Here is a 15671-nt window from a genome sequence, read left to right on the forward strand (position 1 = left end):
GGCCGTGACCGAAGTCGACTCGCCTCTGCGCCTTCTTTCCGCGAGGCGGCGGGTCGTCTGGGACTGGCGCATCGTCCAGCGAGTTTGCGCTGGCGTCGATGGCGGAACGAGGGCCGAATCGGGCGGCGTCTCTTTCCGCGCGGCGGCGGGAGATTTTCGAGCCCGTGAGGATTTGACGCCGTGATCCGTCCATTTTTCGTTCTGCTGCATCGATGGGTCGGCTTGGCGATGACGGGTTTTCTCGTGGTCGTCGCGCTGACCGGCAGCCTGCTCGCCTTCAATACGGAACTGGAGCGCGTGTTCGCCCCGCAACTGTTCGCGACGCCCCGCCCGGACGTCGCGCCGCTCGATCTCGCGACCCTCGCCGAACGCGCGCAGGCGATCGTTCCGCAAGGCCGCGTCGCCAGCGTGTTATACGCGGAGCCCGATCAAGCGCTCGTGACTTTCGCGCCGCTCATGGATCCCACGACGGGGCAGGCTCGAAAGCTCGGCTTCGACCAACTCTTCGTCGACCCGTGGACCGGCGCGGAGCTCGGGCGGCGAAGGCGCGGCGACATTTCGGAAGGGCTGATCAATGTCATGCCTTTCATCTACAAGCTGCATTGGACGCTCACTTTCGATGCTGTCGGCTCGACGATCCTGGGGGTCGTGGCGGTCGCCTGGACCATCGACTGCTTCGTCGGCTTCTACCTGACCCTGCCTGTCTCGCTCGGCGGATTTTTTCGCCGCTGGATGACCGCGTGGCGCGTCAAGTGGCGCGGCGGCGCCTATCGCGTCAACTTGGACCTGCACCGCGCCGGCGGCTTGTGGCTGTGGCCGGTTCTCTTCGTCTTCGCCTGGTCGAGCGTGATGTTCAACATGCGGCCAGTCTACGAGTGGGCGACCAAGGCGGTGTTCGACTATGCGCCGCGTAGCGCTTGGGCGCCGCCGCAGAGGCGCAATGACACGCCGCGTCTCGACTGGCGCTCGGCGCAGCAGACCGGCGAGCGGCTGATCGGGGAATTGTCGGCGCAAGGCGGCTTCACCGTGATCCAGCCTCTGGGGCTGACGTATAGCGCGCCGCATGGCGTCTATATCTACGAGGTTCGCTCGAGCCGCGACGTCTTCGAACGCTCCCCAAAGGGGGGCGGGACCTATCTCATGTTCGACGGCGACGATGGCGCCTTGGCGAGCCTGCGCCTGCCGACCGGCGAGCATAGCGGCAATACGGTCGAAAGCTGGCTCTATGCACTGCACATGACGCGCGTGTTCGGCAGGCCGTTTCAAATTTTCGTCTGCGCGCTCGGTTTCCTCGTCATCATGCTGTCGGTCACGGGCGTCTACATCTGGTGGAAAAAGCGGCGCGCTCGAAAATACTCGGCCGCGCGTTCTGGCGGGATTGTCGGCAAGAACGAGACTTCGGAGCGCTCGTCGACGCGCGAGTCGAAGCGACGGGCGCAGACCGTGTTCGGCGCGTTTCCGGCGCTGACTATTTCAGCGGAAAACGCTCTGAAGCGTTTTCGAGCGAAGCGGGAACCGGTTCGCGTAAAGAACACGCGATAAAGCAAATAATTATAGAGTCTCTCCGGTTCAATCTGAACCGGAGAGACTCTCGGGAAGAAAAATAGACCCGCATGATCAGAACTCGGAAGCTCTGCAAATATTTCGACGGAGATCGCGCGCTCGATTCCGTCGACCTCGACATAGCGCCGGGGGAGGTCTACTGCCTGCTCGGCGCCAATGGCGCGGGTAAGACGACGTTGATCAATATATTGCTCGATTTTCTCCCCGCGAGCTCGGGGAACGCCTGGATCAACGGCCTGGACGTCAGCGTGGAGCCGCTGGAGACCAAGAAATACGTCGCATACATTCCCGAGCAGGTCATGCTTTACGGCACGCTCTCGGGCGTCGAAAATCTCGATTATTTTGTCACTTTGGCCACCGGCCGGCGTCTCGGACGGGAGCGTCTCCTGGAACTGCTCGGGGAGGCGGGACTGGCCGCCGATGCAGCCGAGAGGCGCGTCGCGAAATACTCCAAGGGTATGCGTCAAAAGGTCGGCGTCGCCATCGCTTTCGCCAAGGACGCGAAGGCCTTGCTTCTGGACGAGCCGACCTCGGGGCTCGACCCCCAGGCGGCCGACGAGTTCTCGCGCCTGCTGAAAAAGGCGAGCGATCGCGGCGTCGCGATCCTGATGGCGACGCATGATCTATTCCACGCCAAACAAACCGGCACGAGAATCGGCATCGCCAGGCGCGGCAAGATCGTCGCCAATCTGGATGCCAGCGACATCGGCCATGCCGATTTGGAGGCTCTCTATCTCGATCTCATGCGCGCATGAGAGTTTTTCGTCGCCCTTCGAATGGTCGAGGAGGATAAGGCGTGATCGCGGTCGTCGCTAAAAGAGATTTCATCGGATTCGTCCGGGACGGACGCTTTTCCTGGGTCGGCGGCCTCGCGCTCGTTCTTTTGCTGTCCTCGATCGCCGTCGGCTGGCGGCATCACAGCGAGCTGGCGCAGGAGCGTCGAGCCGCGCAATTGGAAGGATATGAAACCTGGGTGGCGCAGGGCCGTAAAAACCCGCATTCCGCCGCGCATCTGGGCATGTTCGTGTTCAAACCCGAAACGACTTTGGCGTTGTTCGATCCTGGCCTCGAGCCTTATGTCGGCGCGACGGTCTGGCTCGAAGCGCATGAACAGAGCGATCTCAAATTTCGGCCGGCTCGAGACGCGACCGGATTGCGTCGCTTCGGCGATTTGTCGGCGGCCTTCGTGCTGCAGATGATCGGCCCGCTGGTCGTCTTGCTGATCGGCTTCGACGCTTTCGCCGGCGAGCGCGAGCAGGGGACGCTGCGTCAGCTCTCGAGCCTCGGCGTGCCGCCGCATCGCTTGCTATGGGGCAAGGCGACGGCGGTCGCCGCGGGCGTCGCGACGCTTCTCGTTCCGACTGTCGTCCTCCTACTGGCCGCCGTGTTCGCCAGCGGCGACCTCGGCGACAGTCTCGCGCGTCTTGCCTGGCTGTTGCTGGGATACTGCCTTTATCTCGGCACGTTCCTATTCTCGACGCTGGCCGTGTCGGCCGCGGCTCCAAATTCGCGCGTGGCGCTGATCGTGCTTCTCGCCGCCTGGATCGTCGCGACGGTCGTCATTCCTCGAGCCGCATCCGAATTGTCCCGGATTCAGTATCCCACTCCAACGGCGTTTGCGTTCGACTCCGCGGTCGCTGACGGGCTCGAGCACGCGCGTCGGCAGGCTCTGGAGGAGAACTTCCACGTGAAGCGCTCCCAGGACGTCCCGATCGAGGAGACAGGAAGGGCGCTGCAGATCGACGATCACGCCGCCTACCTCGTGTTCGACAAACATTACGGCGCCCTCTGGGACGTCTTCGCGCGCCAGCAGCGCGCGCAGGAAACGATCGGCCTGCTCTCGCCTCTGGTCGCGCTGCGAGGATTGTCGACCGGCATGGCGGGAACCGACCTCGCTCATCAACGAGACTTCGCCGCCGCCGCCGAGCGCCACCGGCGTCTCATTCAAGACATGATGAGCGACGACCGCATCGTCCACGCCGGGGCCGAAGGGTACAATTATCAGGCCGACGCGGAACTATGGCGCAAAGTTCCGCCGTTCGACTATGCGAGCCCGCCGAGCGGTTGGGCCTTGGCGCGTTGCTGGCCGAATCTGGTCGTGTTGGCGGCCGGTTTCGTTTTGTCGTTGCTGTCGGCCGTCGCATCCGTGCGCCGGTTGCGTCCGCTCTGATCGGGAAGGGAGCCGCCGAATGGCCGAGACCGTCCGCGCCGTTTCCGCATCATGCGCGTTTTGGACCGTGGCGCGCCATGAGCTCCTGCTGCTGTGGCGAGACCGTAGCTTGCCGATCGCCGTGGCGCTCTTGCTCGCGCTGATCTGTGGCGGATTGTACAATGGATTGCTTCGCGTCGACGAAAGGGACGAGCTTCTCGTTGCGCTGCTGCGCGAGCAAGACAGCCGTGTCGACAATCTGGCGGCCCAGTTGAGGACAGCGGAAGCCGACAAGCTCGACGTCTACGCCAATCCGACAAATCCGTCGTCGCTGCTCGCCTCGGGCGCGGGCCTGCGCTACGCGATCATGCCGTCGGCCCCTCTCGCTCCGTTGACCCTCGGCCAATCGGATCTTCTGCCGAGCTATTTTCGAATCTCGGGGCGTAGCGAGGTCAATTTCGTCTATGACAGCGATATCGAAAACCCCTGGCATTTATCGGCCGGTCATTTCGATGCGGCTTATGTGGCGGTCTATCTTCTCCCATTGCTGATCTTGGCGTTGAGCTACAATCTGCTCTCCGCCGAGCGCGAGCGAGGAACGCTCCGAATGCTGCTGGCGCAGCCGGCGCCTCTCGCCGTCGTCGTGCTGGCAAAGGTCGCGGTAAGGGGGCTGGCGTTGCTGACGCCGGTGGCGGTCCTGCCGCTCGCGGTCGCGCTGCTCGCGCGTTCCGCGTCCGACTTCTGGAACGTGGCCGCTTCGGGCCTCCTATGGTCGACCTCGGCGTGCGTCTACGGGCTGTTTTGGATCGCGGTGGCGGTCATGGTGAACGCGCTGGGCAAATCGTCGGCCTTCAACGCCATCGTGCTCGCAGGCGTCTGGGTCGCCGTCGTCCTGGTGGCTCCCGTGACATTGAGTCTCGCTGTCGAGGTGATTCATCCAGCGCCGAGTCGAATCGAGATGGTTCAGAAGCTTCACAAGCTGCATGAGGCCGCCATGCGCCACTATGCCGATCTCGATCGAACGGACTACGAGACGCTTCGCGATCCCGGCCCCAGGAACGGCAAGGTGTATATTCAGCCGACCACGCTTCGGTACTTCCATATACAGCGGGAGGTGAGCGAAATGATGCGTCCCTGGATGGACGACTTCGAAGCGACGCTCGATCGCCGGCAGCAGTTCGTCGAAACTTACCGGTTTCTCTCGCCCGCCGCGACCACCTTCGAGGCGATGAGCGATCTCGCCGGCACGAATCTCGGACGACATCGGCATTTCCAGCGTTTGGCGTCGGATTACTACCGCCAGAGGCTGTCATATGTGTTTCCCATGATCCTCTCGGGAACTGCCGTTAGCGAAGCCGATCTGCGGGACATGCCGCGTTTCGTCTGGACGGAGGAGCGCTCCGGCCACGGGATTTGGCGGCGCGCGACGAGCTTGGCGGAACTCTTGCTCCTGACGGTCGCGTTGTGCGTCTTTAGCGTATGGAGACTGAGCAATAGCACGCGATCGCTCGGCAGGTGAGCGTCGGTGCGGCGCGAGTCGCCGCCTCGCTGCGCGCATCGCCGTCGTAGATCGACGCCGAGGCGAGGAGACGACGCGCTTGCAGGCCGTCCTTCGAACGCTTCGTTATCGCTCGCAAAGAGGGCGAAGCCCAATCGCTGCCGCCATCGATCCGCTCCTTTGCGCATCGGCTATTTAATTCGGCCGCAGCGCTTTGAAAGCGTGACGTCCGGGCGCCTCGATCCCGGTCGTCCCGCTCATCTCGCTCTTTGACGCTCGCTCCTTCGGGCCTATTTCTTCCAGATCGACCGAGGTGAGGTCATCATGAAGCGCATTCTCGTGGCAATGTTAGTTGCGACGACATGCGCGCCCAAAAGGGATTTATCGCCGCCCGCGAGAGCTCGAGACGCATGGAGCCTCGTTCATCGGGCGGCGGCGTTCATCGACCACGCATCCATCGGCTGACCGCCGATTCAAAGATGCCGATCGAGAAACCACAGGATTTTCTCCCGATATTCGGCGTTGGTTCGGAAATAAATGTCCTCGTGGCCGACGCCTTCCACCGCCCAGAAGGCCTTCGGCTCTGGAGCCCGGGCGAAAAGCTCCCGCGCTTCGTCTATGTGCGTGTTCGGGTCGCGCACCCCCGAAATGACGAAAACCGGTGCCTGGATCGTCTCGATCCGGTCGATCGGACGTAGAAACGCGGGGTCGAGGCCCGTCATCGCCCGACCGACGAGAAGCAGCGCCGGCGTCACGAGATGGCCGAGCGGACCGAAGGGGGCCGTCATTCGGTCGTCGATGGCGCGGTCGATGTCCGGATAGACCGATTCGAGCACGAAAGCGTCGGCCGCGATCGGCCCCTGCCCGAGGAGCGCCGCAGCGCCTCCGAGCGACTGTCCGATCACTGCGATCTTTCGGCCCGGCAGTTTCTCTCGCATATAGGCGAGCGCCGCGGCGGCGTCCTGGCTCTCGTCTCGGCCGAAAGTGATTCTGTCTCCGCTGCTCTCGCCATGCGCGCGAAAGTCGATCGCGGCGACGGAATAGCCGGCCGCGTTCAAGAAACGCATCCGAGCGATCATCGCGAGCCGGTTGGCGCGCACGCCGTGCAACAGCAATACGCCGCCGCGTTCGGACGTGCCCACCACGAACCAGCTTCGAATGCGGACGCCGCCGCTTTGTTGAAGGGTGAAGGGCGTCACGGGCAGATCGGCCGGCGCCGTCACAACCGATGGCGCGGGGATGGTCAGCGCATGGACGAGGCCGACGAGCGCGACAGGAATGATCGCGACGACGCCGAGGGCCGCATAAAAAAGAGGACGCAAAAATCTCATCCGCCATCCACCTCTATTGTGGCGCCGATAGCGACCCGAAACGGAGCCGCCAGATCGCTGGACTTCGCTTCGCGCGTCGCCGCCCAAAGTCTTTCTATGAAGCGTCGACCAAATCATGAGCGCGCGCGGATTGTCCAGCTCCTGAGCAACAGCTGCGCCAGACCGGCTGGGTCGTCGATCACGACGGAATTCTCACGCTCGATCTCGACGGTAGGGTCGACGGCATCGAGAAAACCATCTCCGTCCTCTTCAACGGCGGAAGGATCGACGCCGATCGCGATGCGCAGACCGACGCCAGCGAGTTGAAGACGCTCAGCGAACTCGACGGCGCCTCGATCAGACTCGTCGGCAGCGTGGCTTACGCGCCGAGGCGGCGGAGAGGTATGCGCGCGCTGATTTTATCGCATATCGGCGGCCGTCGACAGTCGGAACCGTCCGCTCATGCGCTCGATGCGCCCCGGCTTTGGGACTGACCGATTCTCGTGACGTCGTTGTCGCCCATGCTTTTCGTTGCGCCGGCGAAGGGCAAGCCGTTCATCGCCGATGCTTCGCGAGACCGGCTCGACGACATGTCGCGGAGTGGCGTTGCGCCGTCTCGACATCGATATTCTCGCCGCGCGTCTCCGCATAGCGCGGCGGCCGTGCGTCAGAGCCGGCACCATAGAAGATGTACAGAAAATACATCACGACGTGCTTTTGGCGTCGTGGAAAATTGATGCAAGGCGGCAAAAAAATACGCAAATCGGTCGATGTTACGGCAGGCATCAGCATGTCCTGTATTCCAGCGGTCGTCTGCGCACGGACCTGGGCGCGATGTTAGTATGTTGTTTTATCGTGTAGAAATGAGAGCCGATGGCGCGTGGCGCGGATGTCCGCTCCGGATATCGAGCCTAGTCGCCTGTGGTCGTCCGGCTGCTCGACGACAGGAAAATTGCTCATGTAGCGTCCACTTTTCTTCGATCCTCAGCGGAGGCCGAATTTTCCCATTGACGCGGTCTGAGGCGCTGCGCAATGTAACGAAGATAAATATTGATGTCGCTGCGCCGTCGTGGCCGGAAACGACACAATTGCCGCTGCGAGCGGGAGAATTGCGCCATGCAGATGGAATGGTTGTCGACGGCGATCGATTTCGGCGTCATCGGAGTTTTGGCGACGCTCAGCGTCATTGTCGTCGCTGTGGCGTTCGAGCGGCATTTCGCCTACCGCGCGATCGATATAGCGACTTTCACCAGCATCAAGGCGCTCGAGCTGGAATTGACCAAGCGGCTGATCGTCATCGCCTCGGTCGCGTCCAATGCGCCCTATATCGGCCTGCTGGGCACGGTCCTCGGCATCATGCTGACCTTCTATAATTTGGGCCTCGACGCTTCGGCGGACGCCGGCAAGATCATGGCTGGGCTGGCGCTCGCGCTCAAGGCCACCGCCATCGGCCTGATCGTCGCTCTTCTCGCGGTGGTCTCCTACAACATTCTGCTGCGCAGGACGAAGGTCCTGATGCTCAAATGGGAGATCGCCAATGGATGAGAGGCCTTTCGAGACGCTCAATGTGATTCCGCTCGTCGACGTCATGCTGGTGCTTCTCACCATGGTGTTGACGACCGCGAATTTTATCGCGACCGGGCGCATTCCAGTCGCTCTGCCTCACGCTTCTCAAACACAGGTCGAAAAGCAGAAGGACAAGACGATCGAACTCGCCGCCGACGGCAATATTTATTTCGACGGCCAAATTGCAGCGAAGGAGGAGTTGCGGAGCCGCCTCGAGGGGCTGCCGCCCGAAACCGCCTTCCTCATTCGCGCGGATCGCGCCGTGGCTCTTCAGAGCTTCATAGACGTCGCAGACATTCTAAAGCGGATGAACTTCACCAAAGTCGCCGTTCAGACGAAAGCTGGCCAAAAGTAGAGGCGTCGAACCTATCCTCGAGCCGCGGCTCGCCGTCGGCGCCGCTGATCCCGTGCAGGTCCGGCGCGCCTTTCGCCGCCGCCGCGAAGGGATGAGGAGGGGCTCGGGCGTCGGAGTGATCGCCGACCGAGTTGGACAGGATATATTTCCTCTTCTGCTTCGCTATGCTTTCCTCAGCGCGTCGAGGGGGCGGGTAGTCTCGGCTCCTCCGAGAGAGCGGGCGGCGGCGCCACCTCTTTCGAAGAACTCTCGGACCCGTCTGCGATCGCGGACTCCTCCATAGGCATCGGTTCGAACAGCGAGGATATTTTCTCGGCTACGATCGCCCAATCGAATTGTTCGTTGGCGATCGCCCGCGCCTTTGCGCGTATCGCATCGCCTCGATCCGTTTCCCAAACGCGCGACTGCAGCAACGCGCGCAATTCGGTTACATTCTGCGCGGAGACGCTCCATCCGTCCGCGCCGACCCCGCGCGCGCCGAATTCATTGGCGACGATGAGACATCCCGCCGCCATATAGTCGAAAAGCTTCAAATTGGTCCCGCCGCCCGAAAACACCAATTGCAAAGCGAAATCTGCGGAGCTCAACAGCGCGATTTTCAGATCCTCATCGACAAAATCGAACCAGAACTCATCGAAGGGAACCTCGGGCCAGCCGGTGCGGTCGGCTTGCGCGATCGAGCCGATCAAGGCTACAGCGCCGTCGAAGCCGGCCTCGGACAGCAATTGACGCGCTTTGAAGTAGGATTCGACATTCGGGCCGTAGCCGCTGCCCAGGAAGGCCGCCAATGGCTTGTCGTCGATTTGCAGTTTGCCGCGAAGCTCGGCGCGGCTCGCCTTGTCCCAGAGCGGATATTTCGAGCAGTCGGCCCCATTCGGGGCGACGGTCACCATGCTTTGTGGCACATCGTACAGTTGGACCATGCGCTCTGCGTCGCGCTCGCTTACGACCGTGATGAAATGGGCCTCGCGACACGCCATTCTCTCCGCATAAAATACCGCGTCCAGAAAGGAATCGATCTGCATTACGCCGAGACCGCCGCGAAAATGTTGTTCCTTTATATCATATTCGATGTTGTGCGACTCGTAGATTTTGATCGCGTTCCGCTTGGTGAAGCCGAAGCCGAGCAGCGCGAGATAGGGATGCGAGGCGATGACTACGTCCGCCGCGCCTATAATCTGCCGCGCATCATGCACGAACTCATCCGAAAAATGATATTCTCGGATACAGAGCACGTCGTGCGCGAGACGGCGCGTCTTCTCCAGAATATGCCAGAAGTGGTGCACGTCCCCCGACGCAGCGGGAAAGACGACCGCGTCGAAGCGCTCGGCGAGCTTGTAGCGCCTTATGTGGTCGCTCTGCCGAAAATCATAGGCGACGAGCGTCACATCGTGCTCTTTCGCGATATTCCTGTAAATGGATAAGCAGCGCGTTTGTCCGCCGTCGCGGACGGGGGTAATATCGAATGTAGAAAGGACTACGATTTTCATCGGCGCATTCCCTTCAAAACGTCGATGATCGTTCCAGCGACGCGATCCCAGTCGAAGCGAGAAGCGGCCTTGGGCGCATTGGCGGCGAGGCGCGCGCGCAGCGCCGAGTCTGTCGTCAGCGAGAAAAGCCCATTCGCGATGGAGCTCACCGACAAGGGATCGACGAGAACGGCGGCGTTCTGCGCAATATCCTGCATACTGGTTTCCTGCGAGGTCAAGACGGGAACGCCGCACGCCAGCGCCTCCAGCACGGGCATGCCGAAGCCTTCGTAGACGCTGGGATAGGCGACGAACATCGCGCCCGAGTAGAGCGCCGACAGATCCTCATTGTCGACGCCGCTCAGCACCTTCACATGTTCCGAAAGCCCCCGGTTGGCGATCAATCTCATCAATTCGTCGTATCCCCATCCGTGGGAGCCGACGATGACCAGCATCGGCGCATCGTCGACGCTGCGGCGGAATTCATCATAGGCTTGAACCAGACGAAGATGATTCTTTCGCGGCTCGAGCGTTCCAACGTTGAGAATATAGTTTCGGCGCAGAAGAAATTTCGAGAGCGCGGCGTCGACTGTGGACGAGGGACGCGGCCCGATCGCGCCGGGGCCGATCCATGTGGTCGTCAAACGCTCCGCGGCGACGCCGACATTGTCGATGACGTCATTGCGGGTCGTGTCGGAATTGCAGAAAATGTGATCGGCTCGCTTGAAGACATCGACGACATTGGTGAAATTCTCGACCGCATCTTTGCCGAAGAAATTCGGAAACAGGATCGGGATCACGTCATGCGCCCAGCTCGCAAGAGCGAGCCCGGGAATAGCGATCGGAATGAAGTGATTCGCAAAATAGACGGTCGCGCCCATTTCCCGAAGCTCGCGGCCCAGCAGGTTCAAATTCGACGCGCGCCGCTGCTCGGCTGCGGCGCGCGCGACTGCGTCGAAACGACGATCGAAACGTCCATCCGCCAAGCGATACCGGAGCTTCTGCCGGATGTGCACTCCGATGCGAATGCGATCGGCGCGCGGGAAAAGCTCGAACGGGATTTCGGCGCGTCCGTCGGTCCAGCGCCAGGCGGCTTCCGCGTGGTGATAGCCTTTCACGAAACGGGCGTCATCGAAGGAATATTCCTGCGATCCCTTCTCCCATTCGATGACGATTTTGTCGAACGCCACGCCGAGATTGCGGCTGTCCGGCAAATTCAGCGTGTCGCAGGGGCGGGACTGTCGGCTGCACAAATACATCGCATGTCGAGGCGTGGCGCCCTCGTAGTGATGCCACAATCCGTCCGACGTCGCCGTCGCCGTGGTCCGCTTGGCCTCGCCGTCGATCTCGAAGCGCACGCGCTCCTTGTCGGTGAGGAGCGGAAAAGAGCCCGCGGGCTTCAGGACGCTGCGATAGATGATCCGCGGCGTGAAGGTCAGCGCCGCCATCGCCTCCGGCCGCACCTCTCCGAAAAAAGGATCGGCGACAAAAACGAATTCGACATCGGGGGCGATTCTGGCGGCGGCGTTCAAGAAGCCGACGGATACGTTGAAAATTCCACCGCTGATCGACTGCTGAAAGGCTCCGGCGTCATATGCGATGATCATGCGTTCAACCCCGCGGAGATATCGACGAACCCCTTCAAGAAAGAAAGCCACTTTCTCGCCGTCGCTTCGGAGTAGAAATCGGTCGCTCGGTCGGCCTGCTCGCGAACGATATCGTTGCGCAACATCTTGTCGCGACGCAACAGCTCCAGATAGCCCGCGGGGACGGAAGGATCGAGCGCGTCGAATTTGACGCCGGCCGGCCCCATTGTTTCGCCCACGGCGGTGCTCGCATAGGCGAGCACGGGACAACCGACGGCGAAGGCTTCGAGCACCGGCACCATGAAGCCTTCGTGCTCGCTCATGGAAAGGAATGCGTCGGCCGCCGCGAACAGCGTCTTGATCGTGAGTCCGCTCGCATTTTGATAGATTTTGACATCGGACAAGACGCCGCCTTGCACCGCCCGCCCGAGCAGAGCATGGAAATATTCGTCGCCCCAGATTTTGCCGGCCAGATGCAGCGACGCCGACCGCCCGAAGAGTTTCTTATAGGCCGCCAGAGTGTCGATCAGGAGGTCGTGCCGTTTATTGGGGACGAAGCGCCCGACGAATACGATATTGACCTCGGATGCGGCCTTTATGTCGAAGTATAATTGATTGTCGAGCTCGCGCGACGTGAAGAAAGCGTCGTTGAAGAAGACCGGGATCGTCTCCGGCGCGCGAAAGCCGAATTCTTTCAGTTCCGCCGTGTTGTAATCGGAATCGCCGACGCCTTTCTCGAAAGCGCTCGCGAAGCGCCGCATCTGCGCGCGGGAGTGGTCGCACATATCGCCGAGCCAGCTCATCGAGCCTTGGTTGCGGAAAAAATGGCCCGGAGTGACGTTGTGATAGATCAGAATCTTGCGAACAGGCAGGTCCAGCAGGCTTTCGAATTCTTCATTGAAAAACGAATAATGCAGCAATAGCAGGTCCGTGTCGCGCCAATCGAGGCGCTTCAACATGGAGAGCGAGAGCGTCGCATAATCACTTTTGGCCAGATTGGAATCTGCGCAGGCCACATAGGACGAAACGCCCCGCTGTCGAAGAAGTTGATGCAGGGAAGAAATGGAGGCTCCGATTGCGTCGGCGCTAATTACCGAGGGATGATATTGAACGACACGTGACATTCATCCTCACTGAGAAGATATTTTCGACATCGAGGCGCCAGGATATGGAGACGGCGTCTCGTTCGAAGTCCGGACGTATTCGAACGAGGCGAAGCATTTTGATTCGTTCATCTCGACGGGACGGCGCGTCACTGCCGGGAAGTCTCCTGCGCCGTCGAAGAGGAGGAGGAGCGCGCCAGAGGTTCGAAAACCTTCATCTGCTGCTCGAATTGTTGCGTCACTCCGGCAACGACCGCTTCGGCGACGTCGTTCATTTCCTGTTTGGCGTCCTCGACGGCCTGCTGCAGCGTCTCTCTTTCTCGCCGCAGGCCATCCACTTCGCCGCCGATCTTGGCGATTTCGGACGAAAGGCGATCGATCGTCGCCGAGAGGGTCGTGATCTGCGCCGAAACCTGCGCGGAAAATTTGAGGAGGTAGTTTCTCTGCTCGGTCAAATGAAGCAGCAGGGAATCCATTGTCGAAACGCCGCCGGTGAACGTAAGTGGCGGCAATTCGCTCGACGTCTCGCCCTGAGGTTGCGATCTCGCGCGTGTGACCAGAGCATGTGCGAATTCGGACAGTCGACGCTTTTCCGTCACCGACATTACTTTATTCATTGGAGCAGTCCATTTTCGTTGCTCTTACAGCCGGATGTATAATGTGCGCACTCGATATGTCAATGAGCGTTCGGCCCTATGCCGATAGCGATAGACCAAATCTTCCGCGCACGGAAGATATCGGGCGCGACGCTCGAGGGCGGGGCGTCGGCGATGTTTCGGGTCGCGAGCAGACGGCGCCGTTGGATTGAGCGCAGAGCGCTTTTTTGCCATCTCGGCGCCCGCGCGCCAGGCAAACGCGCTAGGCAAATTGGACGCGCGCGCTCGCCCGCGCCGGGGACGCCGACATATTGTCATGCTCCGTGTCGTCGCGTCTCGAGATCGACAGCGCAGGATCGGCGGCGATCGATCCCGTGAGCGCGCTTTTCTCGAGCGTCCGGCGCCCGAGGCGCCCCGCCGGGCGGGTCCGAATTCACCTTTAGGTAATTTAACGCATTGTTAACCATGCGGGCGCGAAATATCGGCGCAGCTGGAGCCCCGTCCGCCGTGACCCGACCTTCGACCCATATTCGTTTTCGCGGCCGATCCTTTCCCGTCTTGGCGCTCGAGCCGGATGCGCCGATCGCCGGCTGGTTCGAGCGGCTCGACGCCTGCCTCGAACATTCGCCGGCATTCTTCTCCCGAAAAGCGATCGTCATCGACGTTTCGAGGCTCGGCCTCGATCGCGACAGCGTGTCGGAGTTCGTCGAGCAGCTGTCCGGGCGGGGCGTCCGCATCATGGGATTGACCGGCGTCGATCCTGGCTGGGCTTGCGACGATCTGCCTCCGATTCTCACCAATGGCCGGGCCATCGCGTCGGGCGAGGGGCCCGCCGAGGGCGTCGAAGGCGCGGCGACGCTGACGCTGGACGAGCGCGCCGCCTTCGACGAGATCGCTCAGACCCTCGGCGGCGGCCAGGCGGGCGGGACGGAGCCGGCCGATCCGGCGGCGAGGAGCGCCGCCCCGCTCGTCGTCGAGACGGCGGTGCGTTCGGGACAGTCGATCTTCCATCCGGACGGCGACGTGATCGTGATCGGCTCCGTCTCCTCCGGCGCCGATGTGATCGCGGGCGGCTCTGTCCATGTCTATGGAACCGTCCGTGGCCGTGTCATGGCCGGCGCCTATGGCGACTCCCGCGCCCGCATCTTCTGTCGCCGCCTCGAGGCGGAGCTTCTCGCCGTGGGCGGCTTTTATATGACCGCCGACGAAATTCGAGACGAGGTGCGGGGACGCGCGGTTCACGCAAGGCTCGAGGACGAAACGATCGAGATCACCAAGCTCGACTGAGAGGGACGGTAAAAAATGCCCAAGATATTGGTCGTCACTTCCGGCAAAGGGGGCGTCGGCAAAACGACGTCGACCGCCGCGCTCGGCGCGGCGCTGGCCCAGTCGAATCAGAAGGTCGCGGTCGTCGATTTCGACGTCGGCCTGCGCAATCTCGATCTCGTCATGGGCGCGGAGCGTCGGGTCGTCTATGATCTCATCAATGTCGCGCAGGGCGACGCCAAGCTGCATCAGGCGCTCATCCGCGACAAGCGGCTCGAAAATCTCTATCTGCTTCCGGCGTCCCAGACGCGCGACAAGGACGCTCTGACGGAAGAGGGCGTGCGTCGCGTCATCGACGAGTTGCGCGAGCGGTTCGACTGGATCGTCTGCGACAGCCCGGCCGGCATAGAGCGCGGCGCGACGCTCGCCATGCGCTTCGCCGATGTGGCCGTCGTCGTCGCCAATCCGGAAGTCTCTTCCGTGCGCGATTCCGATCGCATCATCGGTCTTCTCGACGCCAAGACCGAGATCGCCGAGAAGGGCGGTCGCATGGAGAAGCATTTGCTGCTCACGCGCTATGACGCCGGCCGCGCCGCGCGCGGCGAGATGCTGAATGTCGATGATGTGCTGGAGATTCTGTCGATCCCGCTGCTCGGCATTATTCCCGAGAGCGAGGATGTCCTGCGTGCTTCCAATGTCGGAACGCCGGTCACGATCCACAGCGGCACGAGCGCGCCGTCGCGCGCCTACGCCGACGCCGCGCGGCGCTTGTGCGGCGCGCAAGTGCCGATGGACATTCCTTCCGACAAGAAGGGACTTCTCGTCAGACTCTTTGGACGGAGGGCGGCATGAAGCTGTTCAATTTCTTCAATCGCCGCACATCCGCGCCGGTCGCCCGCGAGCGCCTGCAAATTCTTCTCGCGCATGAGCGCGCGTCGGTGTCCAATTCCAACCTCGTCGCGCTGCTGCACAAAGAAGTGCTCGCGGCCGTCTCGAAGCATATAGAGATCGATCCGGACAAGGTGGAGATCAAGCTGCGCGAAGGCGACGCAGTGTCGCTGCTGGAGATCGACATAGAGATATCGGCCAATGCGCCGGCGCGCGACGCGCCCGCGGGAGTCGCTGCTTGAGACAGGCCGCGTGATTTGGAGCGAGCGGTCGTCGGCCGCTCGCTCGCTTCGACCGCGACAGCGGCCTTCCCCCGATGGCC

General features: G+C 61.8%; 14 protein-coding genes. 9 read left to right on the forward strand and 5 right to left on the reverse strand.

What is annotated here, in order from left to right; translation table 11 throughout:
* Positions 1 to 180 precede the first annotated feature (180 nt).
* From C5689_RS07885 to C5689_RS07900, 4 genes are all read left to right on the forward strand, one after another.
* Complete coding sequence (locus tag C5689_RS07885; RefSeq protein ID WP_108916727.1) at positions 181 to 1542, forward strand: PepSY-associated TM helix domain-containing protein; 1362 nt, start codon at positions 181 to 183, stop codon at positions 1540 to 1542.
* A 71-nt stretch (positions 1543 to 1613) separates the two neighbouring features.
* A complete protein-coding gene (locus C5689_RS07890; protein WP_108916728.1) occupies positions 1614 to 2318 on the forward strand; it encodes an ABC transporter ATP-binding protein in 705 nt (234 codons plus the stop codon).
* A 41-nt stretch (positions 2319 to 2359) separates the two neighbouring features.
* The gene (locus tag C5689_RS07895; protein WP_108916729.1) at positions 2360 to 3733 is read left to right on the forward strand and encodes a DUF3526 domain-containing protein; all 1374 of its coding nucleotides are present in this window, start codon (positions 2360 to 2362) and stop codon (positions 3731 to 3733) included.
* A gap of 19 nt (positions 3734 to 3752) precedes the next feature.
* On the forward strand, positions 3753 to 5231 hold the full coding sequence (locus C5689_RS07900) for an ABC transporter permease subunit (protein ID WP_108916730.1): 1479 nt from the start codon (positions 3753 to 3755) through the stop codon (positions 5229 to 5231).
* 452 nt (positions 5232 to 5683) lie between these two features.
* Here the strand turns inward: C5689_RS07900 and C5689_RS07905 are convergent, their stop codons facing one another.
* Complete coding sequence (locus tag C5689_RS07905; RefSeq protein WP_158271787.1) at positions 5684 to 6532, reverse strand: alpha/beta hydrolase; 849 nt, start codon at positions 6530 to 6532, stop codon at positions 5684 to 5686.
* A gap of 1104 nt (positions 6533 to 7636) precedes the next feature.
* Between C5689_RS07905 and exbB the strand changes: the two genes are divergently transcribed.
* A complete protein-coding gene (gene exbB / locus C5689_RS07910) occupies positions 7637 to 8065 on the forward strand; it encodes a TonB-system energizer ExbB (RefSeq protein WP_108916732.1) in 429 nt (142 codons plus the stop codon).
* On the forward strand, positions 8058 to 8441 hold the full coding sequence (locus tag C5689_RS07915; protein ID WP_108916733.1) for an ExbD/TolR family protein: 384 nt from the start codon (positions 8058 to 8060) through the stop codon (positions 8439 to 8441). Before exbB ends, C5689_RS07915 begins: the two co-directional genes overlap by 8 nt.
* Before the next feature lie 173 nt (positions 8442 to 8614).
* On the opposite strand, the gene C5689_RS07920 is transcribed toward C5689_RS07915, so the two are convergent.
* From C5689_RS07920 to C5689_RS07935, 4 genes are all read right to left on the reverse strand, one after another.
* Entirely contained in the window at positions 8615 to 9931 is a 1317-nt protein-coding gene (locus C5689_RS07920; RefSeq protein WP_108916734.1) for a glycosyltransferase, read from the reverse strand.
* Positions 9928 to 11517, reverse strand: a complete 1590-nt coding sequence (locus C5689_RS07925; RefSeq protein ID WP_108916735.1) for a glycosyltransferase family 4 protein — start codon at positions 11515 to 11517, stop codon at positions 9928 to 9930. The genes C5689_RS07920 and C5689_RS07925 overlap by 4 nt, the downstream gene beginning before the upstream one ends.
* Entirely contained in the window at positions 11514 to 12512 is a 999-nt protein-coding gene (locus tag C5689_RS07930) for a glycosyltransferase family 4 protein (protein ID WP_158271788.1), read from the reverse strand. The genes C5689_RS07925 and C5689_RS07930 overlap by 4 nt, the downstream gene beginning before the upstream one ends.
* Before the next feature lie 236 nt (positions 12513 to 12748).
* Positions 12749 to 13216 (reverse strand): hypothetical protein, encoded by a 468-nt coding sequence (locus C5689_RS07935; RefSeq protein WP_146188359.1) that lies wholly within the window; start codon positions 13214 to 13216, stop codon positions 12749 to 12751.
* A gap of 486 nt (positions 13217 to 13702) precedes the next feature.
* Here C5689_RS07935 and minC point away from each other — a divergent pair, with 486 nt between their 5' ends.
* The 3 genes from minC to minE are packed head-to-tail and all read left to right on the forward strand — an operon-like array spanning position 13703 to position 15591.
* Complete coding sequence (gene minC / locus C5689_RS07940) at positions 13703 to 14482, forward strand: septum site-determining protein MinC (protein WP_244594628.1); 780 nt, start codon at positions 13703 to 13705, stop codon at positions 14480 to 14482.
* Between the two features lie 15 nt (positions 14483 to 14497).
* Positions 14498 to 15313: a septum site-determining protein MinD gene (gene minD / locus C5689_RS07945; RefSeq protein WP_108916739.1), complete on the forward strand. Its 816-nt coding sequence runs from the start codon at positions 14498 to 14500 to the stop codon at positions 15311 to 15313.
* Complete coding sequence (minE, locus tag C5689_RS07950; RefSeq protein ID WP_108916740.1) at positions 15310 to 15591, forward strand: cell division topological specificity factor MinE; 282 nt, start codon at positions 15310 to 15312, stop codon at positions 15589 to 15591. Before minD ends, minE begins: the two co-directional genes overlap by 4 nt.
* Positions 15592 to 15671: the final 80 nt, after the last annotated feature.

Source organism: Methylosinus sporium (genome assembly GCF_003113265.1).
Lineage (GTDB): Bacteria > Pseudomonadota > Alphaproteobacteria > Rhizobiales > Beijerinckiaceae > Methylosinus > Methylosinus sporium.